Source organism: Lentzea atacamensis, assembly GCF_003269295.1.
Classification (GTDB): Bacteria; Actinomycetota; Actinomycetes; order Mycobacteriales; family Pseudonocardiaceae; genus Lentzea; species Lentzea atacamensis.
In genome coordinates this window covers 205,717-219,528 of sequence record NZ_QLTT01000007.1, presented here as the reverse complement: position 1 = coordinate 219,528, position 13,812 = coordinate 205,717, and the positions used below count along the sequence as shown (strand labels likewise).

General features: G+C 68.8%; 14 protein-coding genes and 1 pseudogene. 10 read left to right on the top strand and 5 right to left on the bottom strand.

The annotated features are described in order from the left end of the window. Positions 1 to 55 precede the first annotated feature (55 nt). Complete coding sequence (locus tag C8D87_RS45340) at positions 56 to 334, top strand: hypothetical protein (RefSeq protein WP_146231792.1); 279 nt, start codon at positions 56 to 58, stop codon at positions 332 to 334. Here C8D87_RS45340 and C8D87_RS29885 read toward each other — a convergent pair. Continuing rightward, complete coding sequence (locus C8D87_RS29885) at positions 249 to 1,499, bottom strand: APC family permease (protein WP_170166629.1); 1,251 nt, start codon at positions 1,497 to 1,499, stop codon at positions 249 to 251. The genes C8D87_RS45340 and C8D87_RS29885 overlap by 86 nt on opposite strands. Positions 1,500 to 1,701: 202 nt before the next feature. Between C8D87_RS29885 and C8D87_RS29880 the strand changes: the two genes are divergently transcribed. Continuing rightward, positions 1,702 to 3,174 (top strand): leucyl aminopeptidase, encoded by a 1,473-nt coding sequence (locus C8D87_RS29880; protein WP_112229186.1) that lies wholly within the window; start codon positions 1,702 to 1,704, stop codon positions 3,172 to 3,174. 386 nt (positions 3,175 to 3,560) lie between these two features. Next, a complete protein-coding gene (locus C8D87_RS29875; RefSeq protein ID WP_109640580.1) occupies positions 3,561 to 4,025 on the top strand; it encodes an OsmC family protein in 465 nt (154 codons plus the stop codon). Here the strand turns inward: C8D87_RS29875 and C8D87_RS29870 are convergent. Then, the gene (locus C8D87_RS29870) at positions 4,022 to 4,348 is read right to left on the bottom strand and encodes an oxidoreductase (RefSeq protein WP_109640581.1); all 327 of its coding nucleotides are present in this window, start codon (positions 4,346 to 4,348) and stop codon (positions 4,022 to 4,024) included. The genes C8D87_RS29875 and C8D87_RS29870 overlap by 4 nt on opposite strands. A gap of 179 nt (positions 4,349 to 4,527) precedes the next feature. On the opposite strand from C8D87_RS29870, the gene lpdA reads away from it, so the two are divergent. The 6 genes from lpdA to C8D87_RS29840 all read left to right on the top strand — a co-directional run bounded on the left by lpdA (position 4,528) and on the right by C8D87_RS29840 (position 10,565). Next, positions 4,528 to 5,916 carry a dihydrolipoyl dehydrogenase gene (gene lpdA / locus C8D87_RS29865; protein ID WP_233440115.1) on the top strand — a complete coding sequence of 463 codons (1,389 nt, stop codon included), beginning with the start codon at positions 4,528 to 4,530 and terminating at the stop codon, positions 5,914 to 5,916. 50 nt (positions 5,917 to 5,966) lie between these two features. After that, complete coding sequence (gene sucB, locus C8D87_RS29860) at positions 5,967 to 7,694, top strand: 2-oxoglutarate dehydrogenase, E2 component, dihydrolipoamide succinyltransferase (protein ID WP_112229185.1); 1,728 nt, start codon at positions 5,967 to 5,969, stop codon at positions 7,692 to 7,694. A 167-nt stretch (positions 7,695 to 7,861) separates the two neighbouring features. Continuing rightward, positions 7,862 to 8,752: a TIGR01777 family oxidoreductase gene (locus tag C8D87_RS29855; RefSeq protein ID WP_112229184.1), complete on the top strand. Its 891-nt coding sequence runs from the start codon at positions 7,862 to 7,864 to the stop codon at positions 8,750 to 8,752. Further along, entirely contained in the window at positions 8,749 to 9,327 is a 579-nt protein-coding gene (locus tag C8D87_RS29850) for a phosphatase PAP2 family protein (protein ID WP_112229183.1), read from the top strand. The genes C8D87_RS29855 and C8D87_RS29850 overlap by 4 nt, the downstream gene beginning before the upstream one ends. Beyond that, a complete protein-coding gene (lipB, locus tag C8D87_RS29845; protein ID WP_109640585.1) occupies positions 9,284 to 10,012 on the top strand; it encodes a lipoyl(octanoyl) transferase LipB in 729 nt (242 codons plus the stop codon). Before C8D87_RS29850 ends, lipB begins: the two co-directional genes overlap by 44 nt. Before the next feature lie 55 nt (positions 10,013 to 10,067). Further along, entirely contained in the window at positions 10,068 to 10,565 is a 498-nt protein-coding gene (locus tag C8D87_RS29840; RefSeq protein ID WP_146771908.1) for a hypothetical protein, read from the top strand. Positions 10,566 to 10,646: 81 nt separating this feature from the next. Here the strand turns inward: C8D87_RS29840 and C8D87_RS29835 are convergent. The 3 genes and pseudogenes from C8D87_RS29835 to C8D87_RS29825 all read right to left on the bottom strand — a co-directional run bounded on the left by C8D87_RS29835 (position 10,647) and on the right by C8D87_RS29825 (position 12,830). Further along, positions 10,647 to 11,494: pseudogene (locus C8D87_RS29835) on the bottom strand (LLM class F420-dependent oxidoreductase). Positions 11,495 to 11,550: 56 nt separating this feature from the next. Next, the gene (locus C8D87_RS29830; RefSeq protein ID WP_112229181.1) at positions 11,551 to 12,543 is read right to left on the bottom strand and encodes a CaiB/BaiF CoA transferase family protein; all 993 of its coding nucleotides are present in this window, start codon (positions 12,541 to 12,543) and stop codon (positions 11,551 to 11,553) included. Beyond that, on the bottom strand, positions 12,540 to 12,830 hold the full coding sequence (locus tag C8D87_RS29825) for an antibiotic biosynthesis monooxygenase family protein (protein ID WP_112229180.1): 291 nt from the start codon (positions 12,828 to 12,830) through the stop codon (positions 12,540 to 12,542). The genes C8D87_RS29830 and C8D87_RS29825 overlap by 4 nt, the downstream gene beginning before the upstream one ends. 90 nt (positions 12,831 to 12,920) lie before the next feature. On the opposite strand from C8D87_RS29825, the gene C8D87_RS29820 reads away from it, so the two are divergent. Continuing rightward, a complete protein-coding gene (locus C8D87_RS29820) occupies positions 12,921 to 13,715 on the top strand; it encodes a cyclase family protein (protein ID WP_112229179.1) in 795 nt (264 codons plus the stop codon). The last annotated feature ends 97 nt before the right edge of the window (positions 13,716 to 13,812 follow it).

Below are 13,812 nucleotides of genomic sequence, written 5' to 3'. Positions count from 1 at the left end.
CGTCTTCTCAAAACTCGGACGTCCTACTAACTGGCACTCGCTAGAGTCCCCGTCCATGACCGAGGGGGAACGATCTTCAGCGGGCGCTGACGCCCGCACCGTGCTGCAGGCCGCGCTGCTCGTGCTGGGCACCGGTGTCACGCTGTTCGACGGCTGGGTGCTCGGTGGTGTCGGAGGAGTGATCGGCGCGGTGTTCCTCGCCGTCTTCTTCCTCGTCGGCTACTACAGCATCAGCAAGGACAAACCGGCTACGAACGGCCGGGTGTACGGGCTTGCGGTGTGTGTTGGCGTGACGCTGCTCGTTTTTCTCTCAGTGTCGCTGTCAAGCCGATGAGGCCCGTGCCCGCGCCCAGCCCCGCGACGGAGATGAGCAGCGCGGGCACCGGGGTGCTCATCGCGAGCAGCACCGAGAGTCCGAGTCCGAGGCACGCCGTGCGCATCGGCCACGTGCGGTCGTTCTGCAGCAACACGCGCGCCGACGCGTTCGTGAAGGCGTAGTAGAACAACGTCGAGCATGCGGCCACGCCCAGTGCGATCGCGATCGGCATGAGGGTGATCGCGAGAGCGGAACCGACGACCACCGCGAAAGTGAGCACTCCCGGCTTGAGGCGCGTCGGCAGGTCGCCGTCCTCGACGAGTCCGGTGAGCGTGCGGTGTGCCGACAACAGCACGAAGTGCAGTGCGGCCACGCCGGCCACCGCCGCGGCGATCTGCACGAGCGGCACCAACGCCGACGCGTCTGCTGCGACGAGCGCGTCTCGCAGCGGTGCGGGCGACAACGCGAGGCGCGCGCTGCCGAGTTGGCGGAGCACACCGGCGCCCACGACCAGATAGACCACGAAGGACAGTCCGATCAGGACTGGAATCGCGATCTTCAGCACCGACGCCGAGTGCGGCCGCTCACCGCGATGGGGCGCGGTGATGCGTTCGAATCCCGCGAACGCCATGAACATCAGTCCCGCAACACCGACGAGCTCGTTGGCGGTGCCCGTTTCACCCGCCGACGGCACCGGTGCGATCGAGAAGCTCGACGCGACGACGAGCGCGAGCACACCGAGGACGACCAGCGACACGAGCACGCTGACCCCGACGGTGAAGCGGAAGCCCACCGCGCCGAGCAACGCCGTGCCCGCGACGAGGGCGAGTGCACCGATCAACGGCTGGTCCGGCACCACGTACGCGCCGAACATCAACGCCACCGCCGCCGCCATGGCGCACCGGCCGAGCAGGTGGGCGCTCGCCGTCAACCGCGCGGGCCACACGCCGAGCTGCGCGCGCACGTATCCGTAACCGCCGCCGACGTCCGGGTAGGCGTGCGACTGGTCAGCGGTCGAGAAAGCCGAGCACAGCGCGGCGAACGCGGAGATGGCCAGCGCCGGGAGCACCCACCAGCCCGCAAGTCCTGCGGCTGGGGCGAATCCGGCGAAGACCCCCGCACCGAGCACCGCGGGAAGACCGAGCGCGACCGTTGCGACGATCTCGCGAGGCGTGTAGGTCACCGGTACACATTCGCAGATGCAGCATCCGGCCGTAACCACCCGGTCGACTGATGCGCGAAATGGGCGAATCGCCACCGTGAGCAACTGTCAACGTCACGGATTGCGGCGAACGTGGCGGGGCTCGGCATTGGTGGGACAGTCCGACCTTTAGCATAGGTCACGATTCCGGCCTTCCCCACCACGTACAACCCTGGAGCAGCACGTGACAGCCCCGAAGCTGGCCCTCACCGAAGGTGACCTGAGCACCACCGCCGCGGACGCAGTCGTCGTGGGCACCCTGCAGGGTGCGGACGGTCTGGAGCTCGCCCCCGGTGCCGAAGCTGTCAACGCCGCGTTCGACGGCGCGCTGCTCGACGTGCTGGGCACCCTGCGCGCGTCGGGCAAGGCCGACGAGCTCGTGAAGGTACCGACGTTCGGCAAGCTCGCGGCTCCGCTCGTGCTGGCCGTCGGCCTCGGCAAGACCACCGGCGAGGAGCAGGTGCGCCGTGCGTCCGGTGTCGCCGCCCGCGCGCTGGCCGGCAAGAAGCGCGCGATCAACACGCTGGCTTCGCTGCATCTGGCCGCGGCCGCCGAGGGCACGCTGCTCGGCGCCTACGCGTTCACCGAGTACAAGTCGGAGAAGGGCGAGCCCGCGGTCGCGAAGGTCGACCTGGTCGCCGCCGGTTCGAAGGAGAACAAGGCCGCGCTGAAGGCCGCCGTCGCGATCTCCGAGGCCGTCGCCATCGCGCGTGACTTCGTGAACACGCCGCCGAACGACCTCTACCCCGGCTCGTTCGCCGACCGCGCCGCCAAGCTGGCCACCGCCGCCGGCCTCGATGTCGAGGTGCTCGACGAGAAGGCGCTGAAGAAGCAGGGCTTCGGCGGCATCCTGGGCGTCGGCGGCGGTTCGTCGCGCCAGCCGCGGCTCGTGCGCATCTCGTACAAGGGCACCAAGGCCACCAAGAAGGTCGCGCTCGTCGGCAAGGGCATCACGTTCGACACCGGCGGCATCTCGATCAAGCCCGCCGCGGGCATGGACGAGATGACGTCCGACATGGCCGGTGCCGCCGCGATCGTCGCCACGATGGTGCTCGCCGCGAAGCTCAAGTACCCGCTGGAGATCATCGCGTCGATCCCGATGGCGGAGAACATGCCGTCCGGCGACGCCTACCGCCCCGGCGACGTGCTCACCATGTACGGCGGCAAGACCGTCGAGGTGCTCAACACCGACGCCGAGGGCCGCCTGATCCTGTCCGACGCCATCGTGCGCGCGTGCGAGGACGGCCCTGACTACCTGATCGAGACCGCGACCCTGACCGGCGCGCAGGTCGTGGCGCTGGGCAAGCGCACCTCGGGTGTCATGGGCTCCGACGACTTCCGCGACCGCGTGGCGGCCATCGGCACCGCGGTCGGCGAGTCGGCGTGGCCGATGCCGCTGCCGGAGGAGCTGCGGTCGGACCTCGACTCGCGCCTGGCGGACCTGGCCAACATCACCGGGCACCGGTGGGGCGGCATGCTCGCGGCCGGTCTGTTCCTGCGCGAGTTCGTGGCCGAGGGCGTGCAGTGGGCGCACATCGACATCGCCGGCCCGGCGTACCACACGGGTGGCCCGTACGGGTACACCGCGAAGGGCGGCACCGGCGTTCCGGTGCGGACCATCGCGGCAGTGCTGGCGGACATCGCCGCGAACGGCTGAGTTCACTCGTTTCCAAACGGGCGGAGTTCCTTCGGGACTCCGCCCGTTTTGTTTCGTACGAGAAATCGCATTTCTGCAACCGATATCTCTGCGGCGTCCACATGCGACTCGTCGTCGCGCGCCTGGCGAATCGTCCGGGTTGGACGTTCGCCGAGCGGCAGGCCGTGCGCCGTCGACGCCGCTGCACGCCGTCGCCCCGACACCTTTGCAATGAGTGTTTTGCGGACGACGCCCAAAGAGTCATTGCTAAGCAGCAGGTTGGAGGGGTGGAGGGAACTGATATATCGGTTGGGGTGGCGTTCGTCGGGCGCGAACGGGTGCGGCTGAACGGAGACACGCGTCTCACCGGGCTAGGCGGCCGGAGCCGGTGAGAGAAGGATTTCCACATGGGGACGCATCAGTACGAGATCGATGTCGTGTGGACCGGAAACACCGGGAGCGGGACTTCCGGGTACAAGGCCTATGAGCGGGCGCACGAGGTGCGCGCTGAAGGCAAAGAGACGATTCTTGGGTCGTCGGATCCGTCGTTCCGGGGTGACCGCAGCCGCTACAACCCCGAGGAGTTGCTCGTCGCGTCGCTGTCGCAGTGCCACATGCTCTGGTACCTGCACCTGGCGTCGGCGAACGGGGTCGTCGTCACCGACTACCGCGACCACGCCACCGGCACGATGGCCGAGCACCCCGACGGGTCGGGGCGGTTCACCGAGGTGACCCTCAACCCCGTCGTGACCGTCGCCGACCCCGAGACCCGCGAGAAGGCGCAGGCGTTGCACGAGAAGGCGCACTCGATGTGCTTCATCGCGGCGAGCGTCAACTTCCCGGTGCGGCACGAGCCGCAGGTGAAGGTCTAGGACTCGCCCGCGGCCTTCTTGCGCGCGGTGTAGTCGCGCATGCGCTTCGGGTAGCCGACGATGCCGGCGTCGTAGATCGGCATGCCGAGCTTGCGGGCGAAGGTGCGGGCGGCGTCGGGAGAGGCGACCCGGCGCCTGGTCCACTCGCCGTCGTGAGCGACCAGGACCACAGTGGTTTCGGTCACCGTGGTCTTGGGCTCCACATAGGCCTCCACGCCCTGACGGCTCGCGGCCCACTGCTCGAGGTGACTCGTGTCCTGACTCGAGGCGGTTCGCAGCACACCAGGGCGCGGCTTCCTGCGAAAACGATCGAACAGCCCCATCGAGCACCTCCTGCGCTTCCCTCCACCATGGTGCCAGGTGTGCGTGTTATGAGTAGGTGAATGATCAGAAGAGGGCGTGGTCTCCTATGCCGGATCACCACGCTCTGGCAACTAGTGACAAGATGGCCGCGTACCTCGCGCGCACCCGCGCGTAGTAAGTAATCCCGAGGAGATCCGAAGTGACTTCGCCGGAACTGGATTCGGCCACCAACGCCGACCTCGTGATCCTCGGCGGCGGTTCGGGCGGCTACGCCTGCGCGTTCCGCGCGGCCGAGCTCGGCCTGTCCGTCGTCCTGGTCGAGAAGGACAAGCTGGGTGGCACGTGCCTGCACCGCGGCTGCATCCCGACCAAGGCGCTGCTGCACGCGGCCGAGGTCGCGGACAACGCGCGCGAAGGCGACCAGTTCGGCGTCAAGAGCTCGCTCGAGGGCATCGACATCGCCGGCGTCAACTCGTACAAGGACGGCGTGATCTCGCGGCTCTACAAGGGTCTGCAGGGTCTCGCGAAGGCCAACAAGGTCACCCTGGTCGAGGGCGCTGGCACGTTCGTCGGCCCGAACACCGTTGTCGTGAACGGTCAGCGCTACGTCGGCAAGAACGTGGTGCTAGCGACCGGCTCGTACGCGAGGAGCCTGCCCGGTCTGGAGATCGGCGGCCGCGTCATCACCAGCGACCAGGCGCTCAACCTGGACTTCATCCCGGAGAAGGTCGTCGTCCTGGGCGGCGGCGTCATCGGCGTGGAGTTCGCGAGCGTGTGGCAGTCGTTCGGCGCCGAGGTGACCATCGTCGAGGCGCTGCCCCGCCTGGTGCCCGCCGAGGACGAGTACGCCTCCAAGCAGCTCGAGCGCGCCTTCCGCAAGCGCGGCATCAAGTTCAAGACCGGTGTGAAGTTCACCGGCGCCACCCAGACCGACTCCGGCGTGTCCGTCACGCTGGAGAACGGCGACGTCCTCGACGCCGACCTGCTGCTCGTCGCGGTCGGCCGCGGCCCGAACACCGCGGGCCACGGTTACGAGGACGCCGGCATCAAGATCGACCGCGGGTTCGTCATCACCGACGAGCGCCTGCGCACGAACCTGCCGAACGTGTACGCCGTCGGCGACATCGTGCCCGGCCTGCAGCTCGCGCACCGCGGTTTCCAGCAGGGCATCTTCGTGGCCGAGGAGATCGCGGGCCAGAACCCGAAGGTGATCGACGAGGCGGGCATCCCGCGCGTCACCTACTGCAAGCCCGAGGTCGCCTCCGTCGGTCTCTCCGAGGCCGCGGCCAAGGAGAAGTACGGTTCCGCCGAGGTGTTCATCTACGACCTCGCGGGCAACGGCAAGAGCCAGATCCTCAAGACCGCCGGCGGCGTGAAGCTGATCAAGGCCCCGGACGGTCCCGTTGTCGGCGTCACCATGGTCGGCGAGCGCGTCGGCGAGCTCATCGGTGAGGCCCAGCTGATCTACAGCTGGGAGGCTTACCCGGAGGACGTGGCTCCGCTGATCCACGCCCACCCGACCCAGACTGAAGCCCTCGGCGAGGCCTTCCTCGCCCTGGCCGGCAAGCCGCTGCACGTGCACGGCTGACCGTTCCCCATCCAAGTCAGCCACACGAGAGCACGAGGAGTCAGCGAACAATGGCCTTCTCCGTCCAGATGCCCGCACTCGGTGAGAGCGTCACCGAGGGCACGGTCACCCGGTGGTTGAAGCAGGAAGGCGACCGGGTGGAGGTGGACGAGCCGTTGCTCGAGGTGTCCACCGACAAGGTCGACACCGAGATCCCGTCCCCGGCGGCCGGCGTCCTGCAGAAGATCGTCGCGCAGGAGGACGACACCGTCGAGGTCGGCGGCGAGCTCGCGATCATCGGTGACGGTGACAGCGGTTCCGCCGCTCCCGCACCGGCTCCCGCCCAGGAGTCCGCGCCCGAGCCCGAGCCGCAGCAGACCCAGCCGTCGGCGCAGCCCGCCGAGGCCGCGCAGGAGGCTCCGGCCGCGCCCGCCCAGTCCGGTGGTTCGGCTCAGGGCACCGACGTCACGATGCCCGCGCTCGGCGAGTCCGTCACCGAGGGCACCGTCACCCGGTGGCTGAAGCAGGTCGGCGACAGCGTCGAGGTCGACGAGCCGCTGCTCGAGGTCTCGACCGACAAGGTCGACACCGAGATCCCGTCGCCGGTCGCGGGCACGCTGCTCGAGATCACCGCGGGTGAGGACGAGACCGTCGAGGTCGGTGGCAAGCTCGCCGTCATCGGTTCGGGCAGCCCGGCTCCGGCCGCCGCGCCCGCCCCGGCTCCCGCGCCCGCCCCGGCTGCTCCGGCTCCTGCTCCCGCCGCTGCTCCGGCTCCGGCCCCGCAGGCCGCCCCGGCTCCGGCCGCTCCGGCTCCGCAGGCCGCGCCCGCCGCGCCTTCTTCTGACGACGCGAACGGCACGCCGTACGTCACGCCGCTGGTGCGCAAGCTCGCGTCGGAGAACGGCATCGACCTGAGCTCGCTGAAGGGCACCGGCGTCGGTGGCCGCATCCGCAAGCAGGACGTGCTCGCCGCCGTCGAGGCCAAGAAGGCCCCGGCTCCGGCTCCCGCCGCCGCTGCTCCGGCCGCTGCCCCCGCCACTCGCACCGCCGCTCCGGTCGCGGTCGACAACTCCGGCAAGCGCGGCACCGTGCAGAAGCTCCCGCGCCTGCGTCAGATCGTCGCGCAGCGCACCCGCGAGTCACTGCAGATGTCGGCCCAGCTCACCCAGGTGTTCGAGGTCGACGTCACCAAGATCGCCCGCCTGCGCAACCAGGCGAAGAAGGCGTTCGAGGCGCGTGAGGGCGCGAAGCTCACGTTCCTGCCGTTCTTCGCGAAGGCAGCCATCGAGGCGCTCAAGGCCCACCCGGTGCTCAACGCGTCGATCGACGAGGAGCGCAAGGAGGTCACCTACCACGGTGCCGAGCACCTCGGTCTGGCGATCGACACGGAGCGCGGCCTGCTCAACGCCGTGATCCACAACGCCGGTGACCTGAACCTGTCGGGCATCGCCCACAAGATCGGTGACCTGGCCGCGCGCGCCCGTTCGAACAAGCTCACGCCGGACGAGCTCACCGGTGGCACGTTCTCGCTGACCAACCTGGGCAGCAACGGCGCGCTCTTCGACACCCCGATCATCCAGCAGCCGCAGGTCGGCATCCTGGGCGTCGGCGTGGTGAAGAAGCGTCCGGTCGTCATCACCGACGAGAACGGCGACGACACCATCGCGATCCGCTCGATGATGTACCTCGCGCTCACCTACGACCACCGCCTGGTCGACGGTGCCGACGCGGGCCGCTTCCTCACGACGGTCAAGAACCGTCTGGAGGAGGGCGCGTTCGAGGCCGACCTCGGTCTCTGAGCGCCTGATCAGCGCTGATATCCAATATATTGGGTATCAGTCCCTGATATATCGGATACTGGTCGAAGGCCACCCCGGTTCTGCCCGGGGTGGCCTTCGGCACATCTGGGCTTCTGCATGCGACGTATTGCTGTGCAGGTAATGACACAGTGCGGAACGATCTACTCATGCGAGTTGTCATCGCGGGATCGTCGGGCTTGATCGGGACGAGTCTGGTCGCGTCGATGCGCGCCGCCGGGCACGAGGTGCTGCGGCTGGTGCGCCGCAAGACCGCCGCGCCTGACGAACGCGGGTGGGACCCGTATGCCGGGCGCATCGACTCAGGGACGTTCGACGGCGTCGACGCCGTCGTGAACCTGTGCGGTGCGGGCATCGGCGACAAGCGGTGGGACGACGCGCGCAAGCAGGTGTTGCACGACAGCCGCGTCGTGCCGGCCGAGGTGTTGTCGGCGGCGGTCGTCGAGCACGGGGTGCCGGCGCTGGTGAACTCGTCGGGCGCCCACTTCTACGGCGACACCGGTTCGCGGCTGGCGGACGAGGACGCGCCGGGCGGGCACACGTTCATGTCGCGGCTGACCCAGGACTGGGAGGCGGCGACGTCCGTGGCGCAGGAGGGTGGCGTGCGGGTGGTGCTGATGCGCACCGCCGTCGTGATCTCGCCGTCGGGCGGGGTGTTCGGCCGGCTGAAGCCTGTGTTCCAGTTCTTCCTGGGCGGCAAGCTCGGGACCGGGGAGCAGTTCTTCCCGTGGGTGTCGCTGGACGACGTGGTGTCCGCGTACCGGTTCGTCGTCGAGCACGACGAGATTCGCGGGCCGGTGAACGTCGCCGGTCCGACGCCGGTGACGAACGCCGAGTTCACCAAGGCGGTCGGGGCGGCGTTGCACCGGCCGACGCCGTGGGTGGTGCCGGCGTTCGCGTTGAAGACGTTGCTCGGTGCGGAGATGGCGCAGGAACTGCTGCTGAGCGGGCCGGGGCTCACGCCGAAGGTGCTGGAGAGCCGCGGGTTCCGCTTCATGCATCCCGCGCTGCCGTCCGCCTTGAACGCGGCGGTCGCATGACTCGTGTGGTCGCCGCCGTCCTGCTGATCTCCTGGATCCTGCTCGGCATGCCGGAGGTCACCGGGCTCGACGTGTGGGTGCACGACGCGCTGCCGCGCCCGGATTGGCTGCGGGCGACGGCGTACGTCGTGAGCCTGGTGCTCGGGCCGACGATCGGGTGGTCGTTCGCGGCGGTGTTGTTCGTGCTGGCGTGGCGGCGGCGTGATCTGCGGTTGTGGAAGGCGTTGGCGTTGCACGGGCTGTGTTGCGCGACGGTGTTGGTGCGGTGGCTGTTCGACCGGGTGCGGCCTGTGGAGTACCACCTGCCGAGCTATCCGAGCGGGCACACCGTGGCAGTCGCCTCGGTGGCGTTCACGATGATCGTGCTGCTGCACCGTGGCGTGTTGTGGGCCGTTCTGGCGGTGCTCGTGGCCGGGTTCGCCAGGGTCGTGCTGGAGATGCACTGGGTCACCGATGTCATCGGCGCGGTGCTGGGTGTGACGGGTGTTGGACTCGTGGCAGCGCTGGCTCTGGGGTTGGTAACGTCGGGTCGTGAACTCGTGCCGCACCTCGTCAGACCCCGTCGTCGTCCGTGAGCTGGGCCTCATCGACTACATGGCGGCGTGGGACCTCCAGAAGGAGATCGCGGAGAAGCGCGCAGGCGGCACCGCTGAGGACACGCTGCTCCTGCTCGAGCACCCGCCCGTCTACACGTGCGGCCGACGCACTCTGGACGAGGAGCGCCCGCGCGGCGGCGACACCCCGGTCATCGACGTCGACCGCGGCGGCAAGATCACCTGGCACGGTCCTGGTCAGCTGGTCGGCTATCCGATCGTCAGGCTGATCGAGCCGATGGACGTCGTGGAGTACGTGCGGCGCATCGAGCAGGGCCTGATCGACGTGTGCGACCAGCTCGGCGTGCACACCGGCCGGGTCGAGGGCCGCAGCGGCGTGTGGATCCCGGCCGACGACCGCGGCCCGGAGCGCAAGGTCGCCGCGATCGGCATCCGCGTGCAGCGCGGCGTGACCATGCACGGCTTCGAGATCAACTGCAACGCGAGCCTCGACGCGTTCGGCGACATCATCCCGTGCGGCATCAAGGACGCGGGCGTCGCTTCGCTCTCGCACGAGCTGGACCGAGACGTCACTGTGGCCGAGGTGCTGCCGATGGCACGTGACGCTGTGCTCGCGGCACTGGACGGAACCCTCCCCCTGACGGACCGCACTTTGACCCGCTCTGGCCCCGTCGCGCCGGGGATCACCTTCGCTAGCATTCCGTAGCCCCGCGGCGGGGAACCGCGGGTTTCCCAGGGGGTTTTCCGGAGGAGGGTGCGTCGTGAGACTTTCTCGACGCCAGTTGTTCACGGCTGCCGGTGTCACGGCGCTCGCGTCATCAGGTCTCCCGTACGGCGGTGCGGCGGCGGTGGCCGCACCGGCGCGCACGTGGAGCGGCGAGATCCAGGTCGGCGACTGGGAGCAGTACTACCTCGGGCTCGACGGCGGCGCGCATCAGAAGGCGCTCAGTGCGTTGGGCATCGCACATCGCGACGGCGTTCGCGCCGACGAGCCGTACCTGATGGTGCCGGTCGAGTCCGTGCGACGGGCCGCGCTGGAGTTCGGCGACCACGCTGCCGCCGACGTGCTGCGCGACCGCTTCGGGCTGGACTCGCCGTCGATGCTCGGTCGCGGGCTGAGGCTGGTGCTCGGGAAGAACGGGCTGGAACGCCGCTATCTCGACGACCCCGCGCTGCAGCTGCGGTACATCGGATATCGGCGGCGGTTCGGACGGTATGCCATGCCGATGCCGGACGAGGTTCGCCGCGCGCTCGCCTGAGCGAGGGTCACGGGGACATATCCCATATCCGATGTGCGATATATCGGATATGAGATATGAGCCTTGCTGATATACGGGATATCAGGACAACTGCGGAGCCACGTCGGCAGCGACCTCGATGATGTGGTCGAGGTCGGACAGGTCCAGCATCTGCAGGTAGACGCGCTGGATGCCGGTCTGCTCGCGCCACGTGCCGATGCGGTCGACAACCTCGGCCGGGGTTCCGCAGAGGCCGTTCTCCTTGAGCTCGGACACCTCGCGGGGGTCGCGGCCGATTTCGGCGCACGCGGCGTCGACACGGGCGTACTGCTCGAGGGCGGCGTCGATGCCCACGAACGGAGGTTGAACTCGGTGGCGTAGCTCGCGGCCAGTGCCGGGGTGCGGCGCGCGCCCATGCCACCGATGACGACCGGGATGCGGTCCTGCGCGGGCTTGGAGAGAGCCGGGGCGTCGGTGAGGTTGTAGTGCTTGCCCTCGAAGGAGAAGGTGCCATCGACCGGGGTTTCCCAGAGGCCGGTGATGATGGCGAGCTGTTCCTCGTAGCGTTCGAAGCGGGCGCCGAGCGTCGGGAACGGGATGCCGTAGGCGATGTGTTCCGCCTCGTACCAGCCGGCGCCGATGCCGAACTCCACGCGGCCGCCGGACATCTGGTCGACCTGGGCAACGCTGATGGCGAGCGGGCCGGGGTAGCGGAACGTCGCGGCGGTCATCAGCGTGCCCAGGCGGATCGTGCTGGTGTCGCGGGCCAGACCCGCGAACGTGATCCACGGGTCCGTCGGGCCGGGCAGCCCGTCGACCGAGCCCATCTTGAGGTAGTGGTCGGAGCGGAAGAAGGCGCCGTAGCCGGCGTCCTCCGCCGTCCTGGCCGCGCGGAGCAGGTCGTCGTAGCTCGCCTCCTGCTGGGGCTCGGTGAAGATGCGCGGTTCCACGACAAACAACTCGGTCGTGCGAACGATGTCCCGCACGCTGCCAGTTGAGACGACGGTCAGGCGAACCTGGGTGCGGGCGCGGCGGCACCGTCCGAAGTGAACACTCCGCGCGCCACCAGGTGCGGGTGCGCAGCGGCTTCTTCCAGTGTCAGCACCGGGGTCACGCAGGCGTCGGTGTCACCGAACACCTCTGCCCACTCGTCGCGGGTCCTGGTCAGGAACGCCTCGGCGAACGTCTTGCGCAGCAACGGCCAGCCGTCGCGGTCCAGCTGCGGCGGAAGGTCGTCGGAGGACAAGCCCAGACCGGCCAGCAGCAACCCGTAGAACTGCGGTTCCAGCGAACCCACGGCGACGGAACGTCCGTCAGCGCACTCGTACAGCGCGTAGAACGGGCAGCCGCCGTCGAGCAGGTTCGAGTCGGGCGCGTCCTCCCACACCGACTGCGCCTTCATCGACCAGATCATCTGGGCGAGCGAGGCCACGCCGTCGACGATCGCCGCGTCGACGACCTGGCCTCGGCCGGTGCGCTGCCGTTCCCACAACGCCGCCAGCACGCCCACCACCAGGTACAGCGACCCACCGCCGAAGTCACCGACGAGGTTCAGCGGCGGTTTGCCGATCGCGTGCAGGACACCGGTCAGCGACAGGTAGTTGATGTCGTGGCCGGCCCGGTCGGCCAGCGGGCCGGACTGGCCCCAGCCGGTCATCCGCGCGTAGACCAGACCAGGATTGACCGCCAGGCAGTCGGACGGGCCCAGCCCGAGCCGTTCCAGCACGCCGGGCCGGAACCCCTCGATCACCACGTCGGCGGCCGAGATCAGCGACAGCACCGAGGCACGGCCCTCGGCGGACTTCAGGTCCGCGGACACCGAACGCCTGCCGCGCAACAGGAAGTCGCGGGAGGCGTCCGGCACCACGGACAGGCCGCCGGACGGACGCTCGACGCGCACGACCTCCGCGCCGAGGTCCGCGAGCAGCATCGCGCCGTGCGGGCCCGGACCGATGCCTCCGAACTCGACGACCTTCAAGCCCCGCAAAGGTCCCATCAGGCTTCGAAGGACAGGCGCGGGGTGAAGACCGCCCCCTGCGACTCGGCCAGGCCGCGCATCGCCTTGGCGTGGCCGCCGAAGTCCGGGTGCCCCAGCGCGGCACGCAGCGCGTCAGCGCTCTCCCACAACGCGATGTTCACGTACGACGCCGGGTCGTCCAGCTGGCGCGACAGCGTGTACTTGATCAGGCCCGGCTGCTCCCGCAGGAACGCCGCCGTCTCGTCGAAGGCCTTCTCGAACTCCTCGGGGTCGCCGGTCAGCGTGAAACGGTTGACGAAGGTGATCATGACTCTCCCCAAAACCGGTGTCAGCTCCAGGAGAACCATGCACACCGCGTCTTGAGACGTGCTCAAGGAACACCCGCCACGCTGCTGAGCATGCGCATCATCGATCTGTCTTCCCACATTGACGCATCCGCGTACGAAGCGGACCCGGTGACGCACGAGGTGCTCACGGCCGCCCAGGGTGCCCAGCACATGGCCGAGCAGCTCAAGGCGCGGCTGGGCATCGAGTTCGACGTGTCCGTGCTGCGGGACTCGGAGTTCCTGACGCTGGACCGGATCAGCCTCACCTCCCACACCGGCACGCACGTCGACGCGCCCTCCCACTACGGCTCGAAGACCACGTACGGCAACGGAATCCCCCGCCACATCGACGAGATGCCGCTGGAGTGGTTCCACAACCCCGGCGTGAAGCTCGACGTCCGCGGCCACGGCACCGGCGTCATCGGCCCAGACGTGCTGGAGAAGGAGTTCGCCCGCATCGGCTACACGCCGAAGCCGATGGACATCGTCATCCTCGACACCGGCGCCGCCCAGCACGCGGGCACCCAGACGTACTTCACCGACTACACCGGGCTCGACGGTCCCGCCACGAACCTGTTGCTGGACCTGGGGGTCAAGGTGATCGCGACCGACGCGTTCAGTCTCGACGCGCCTTTCCCGGACATCGTCAAGCGCTACCTCGCGACCAAGGACGAGAGCGTGCTGTGGCCAGCGCACTTCGCCGGCCGCGACCGCGAGTACTGCCAGATCGAACGCCTCTCGAACCTGGAAGCGTTGCCGGACTTCGGGTTCACGGTCGTCGCGTTCCCGGTCAAGATCAAGGGCGCCGGCGCGGGCTGGACGCGTGCGGTCGCACTGCTCGACGACCATCTCTCGAGTGAGAGCTGAATCACCAGAATTACCGTAAAAGCATGGAGAACAACGAAATGCGGCCACCTGAAACCGAAGACCACATCATCCGCGGCATCGACTAGTTGCCAGCCAA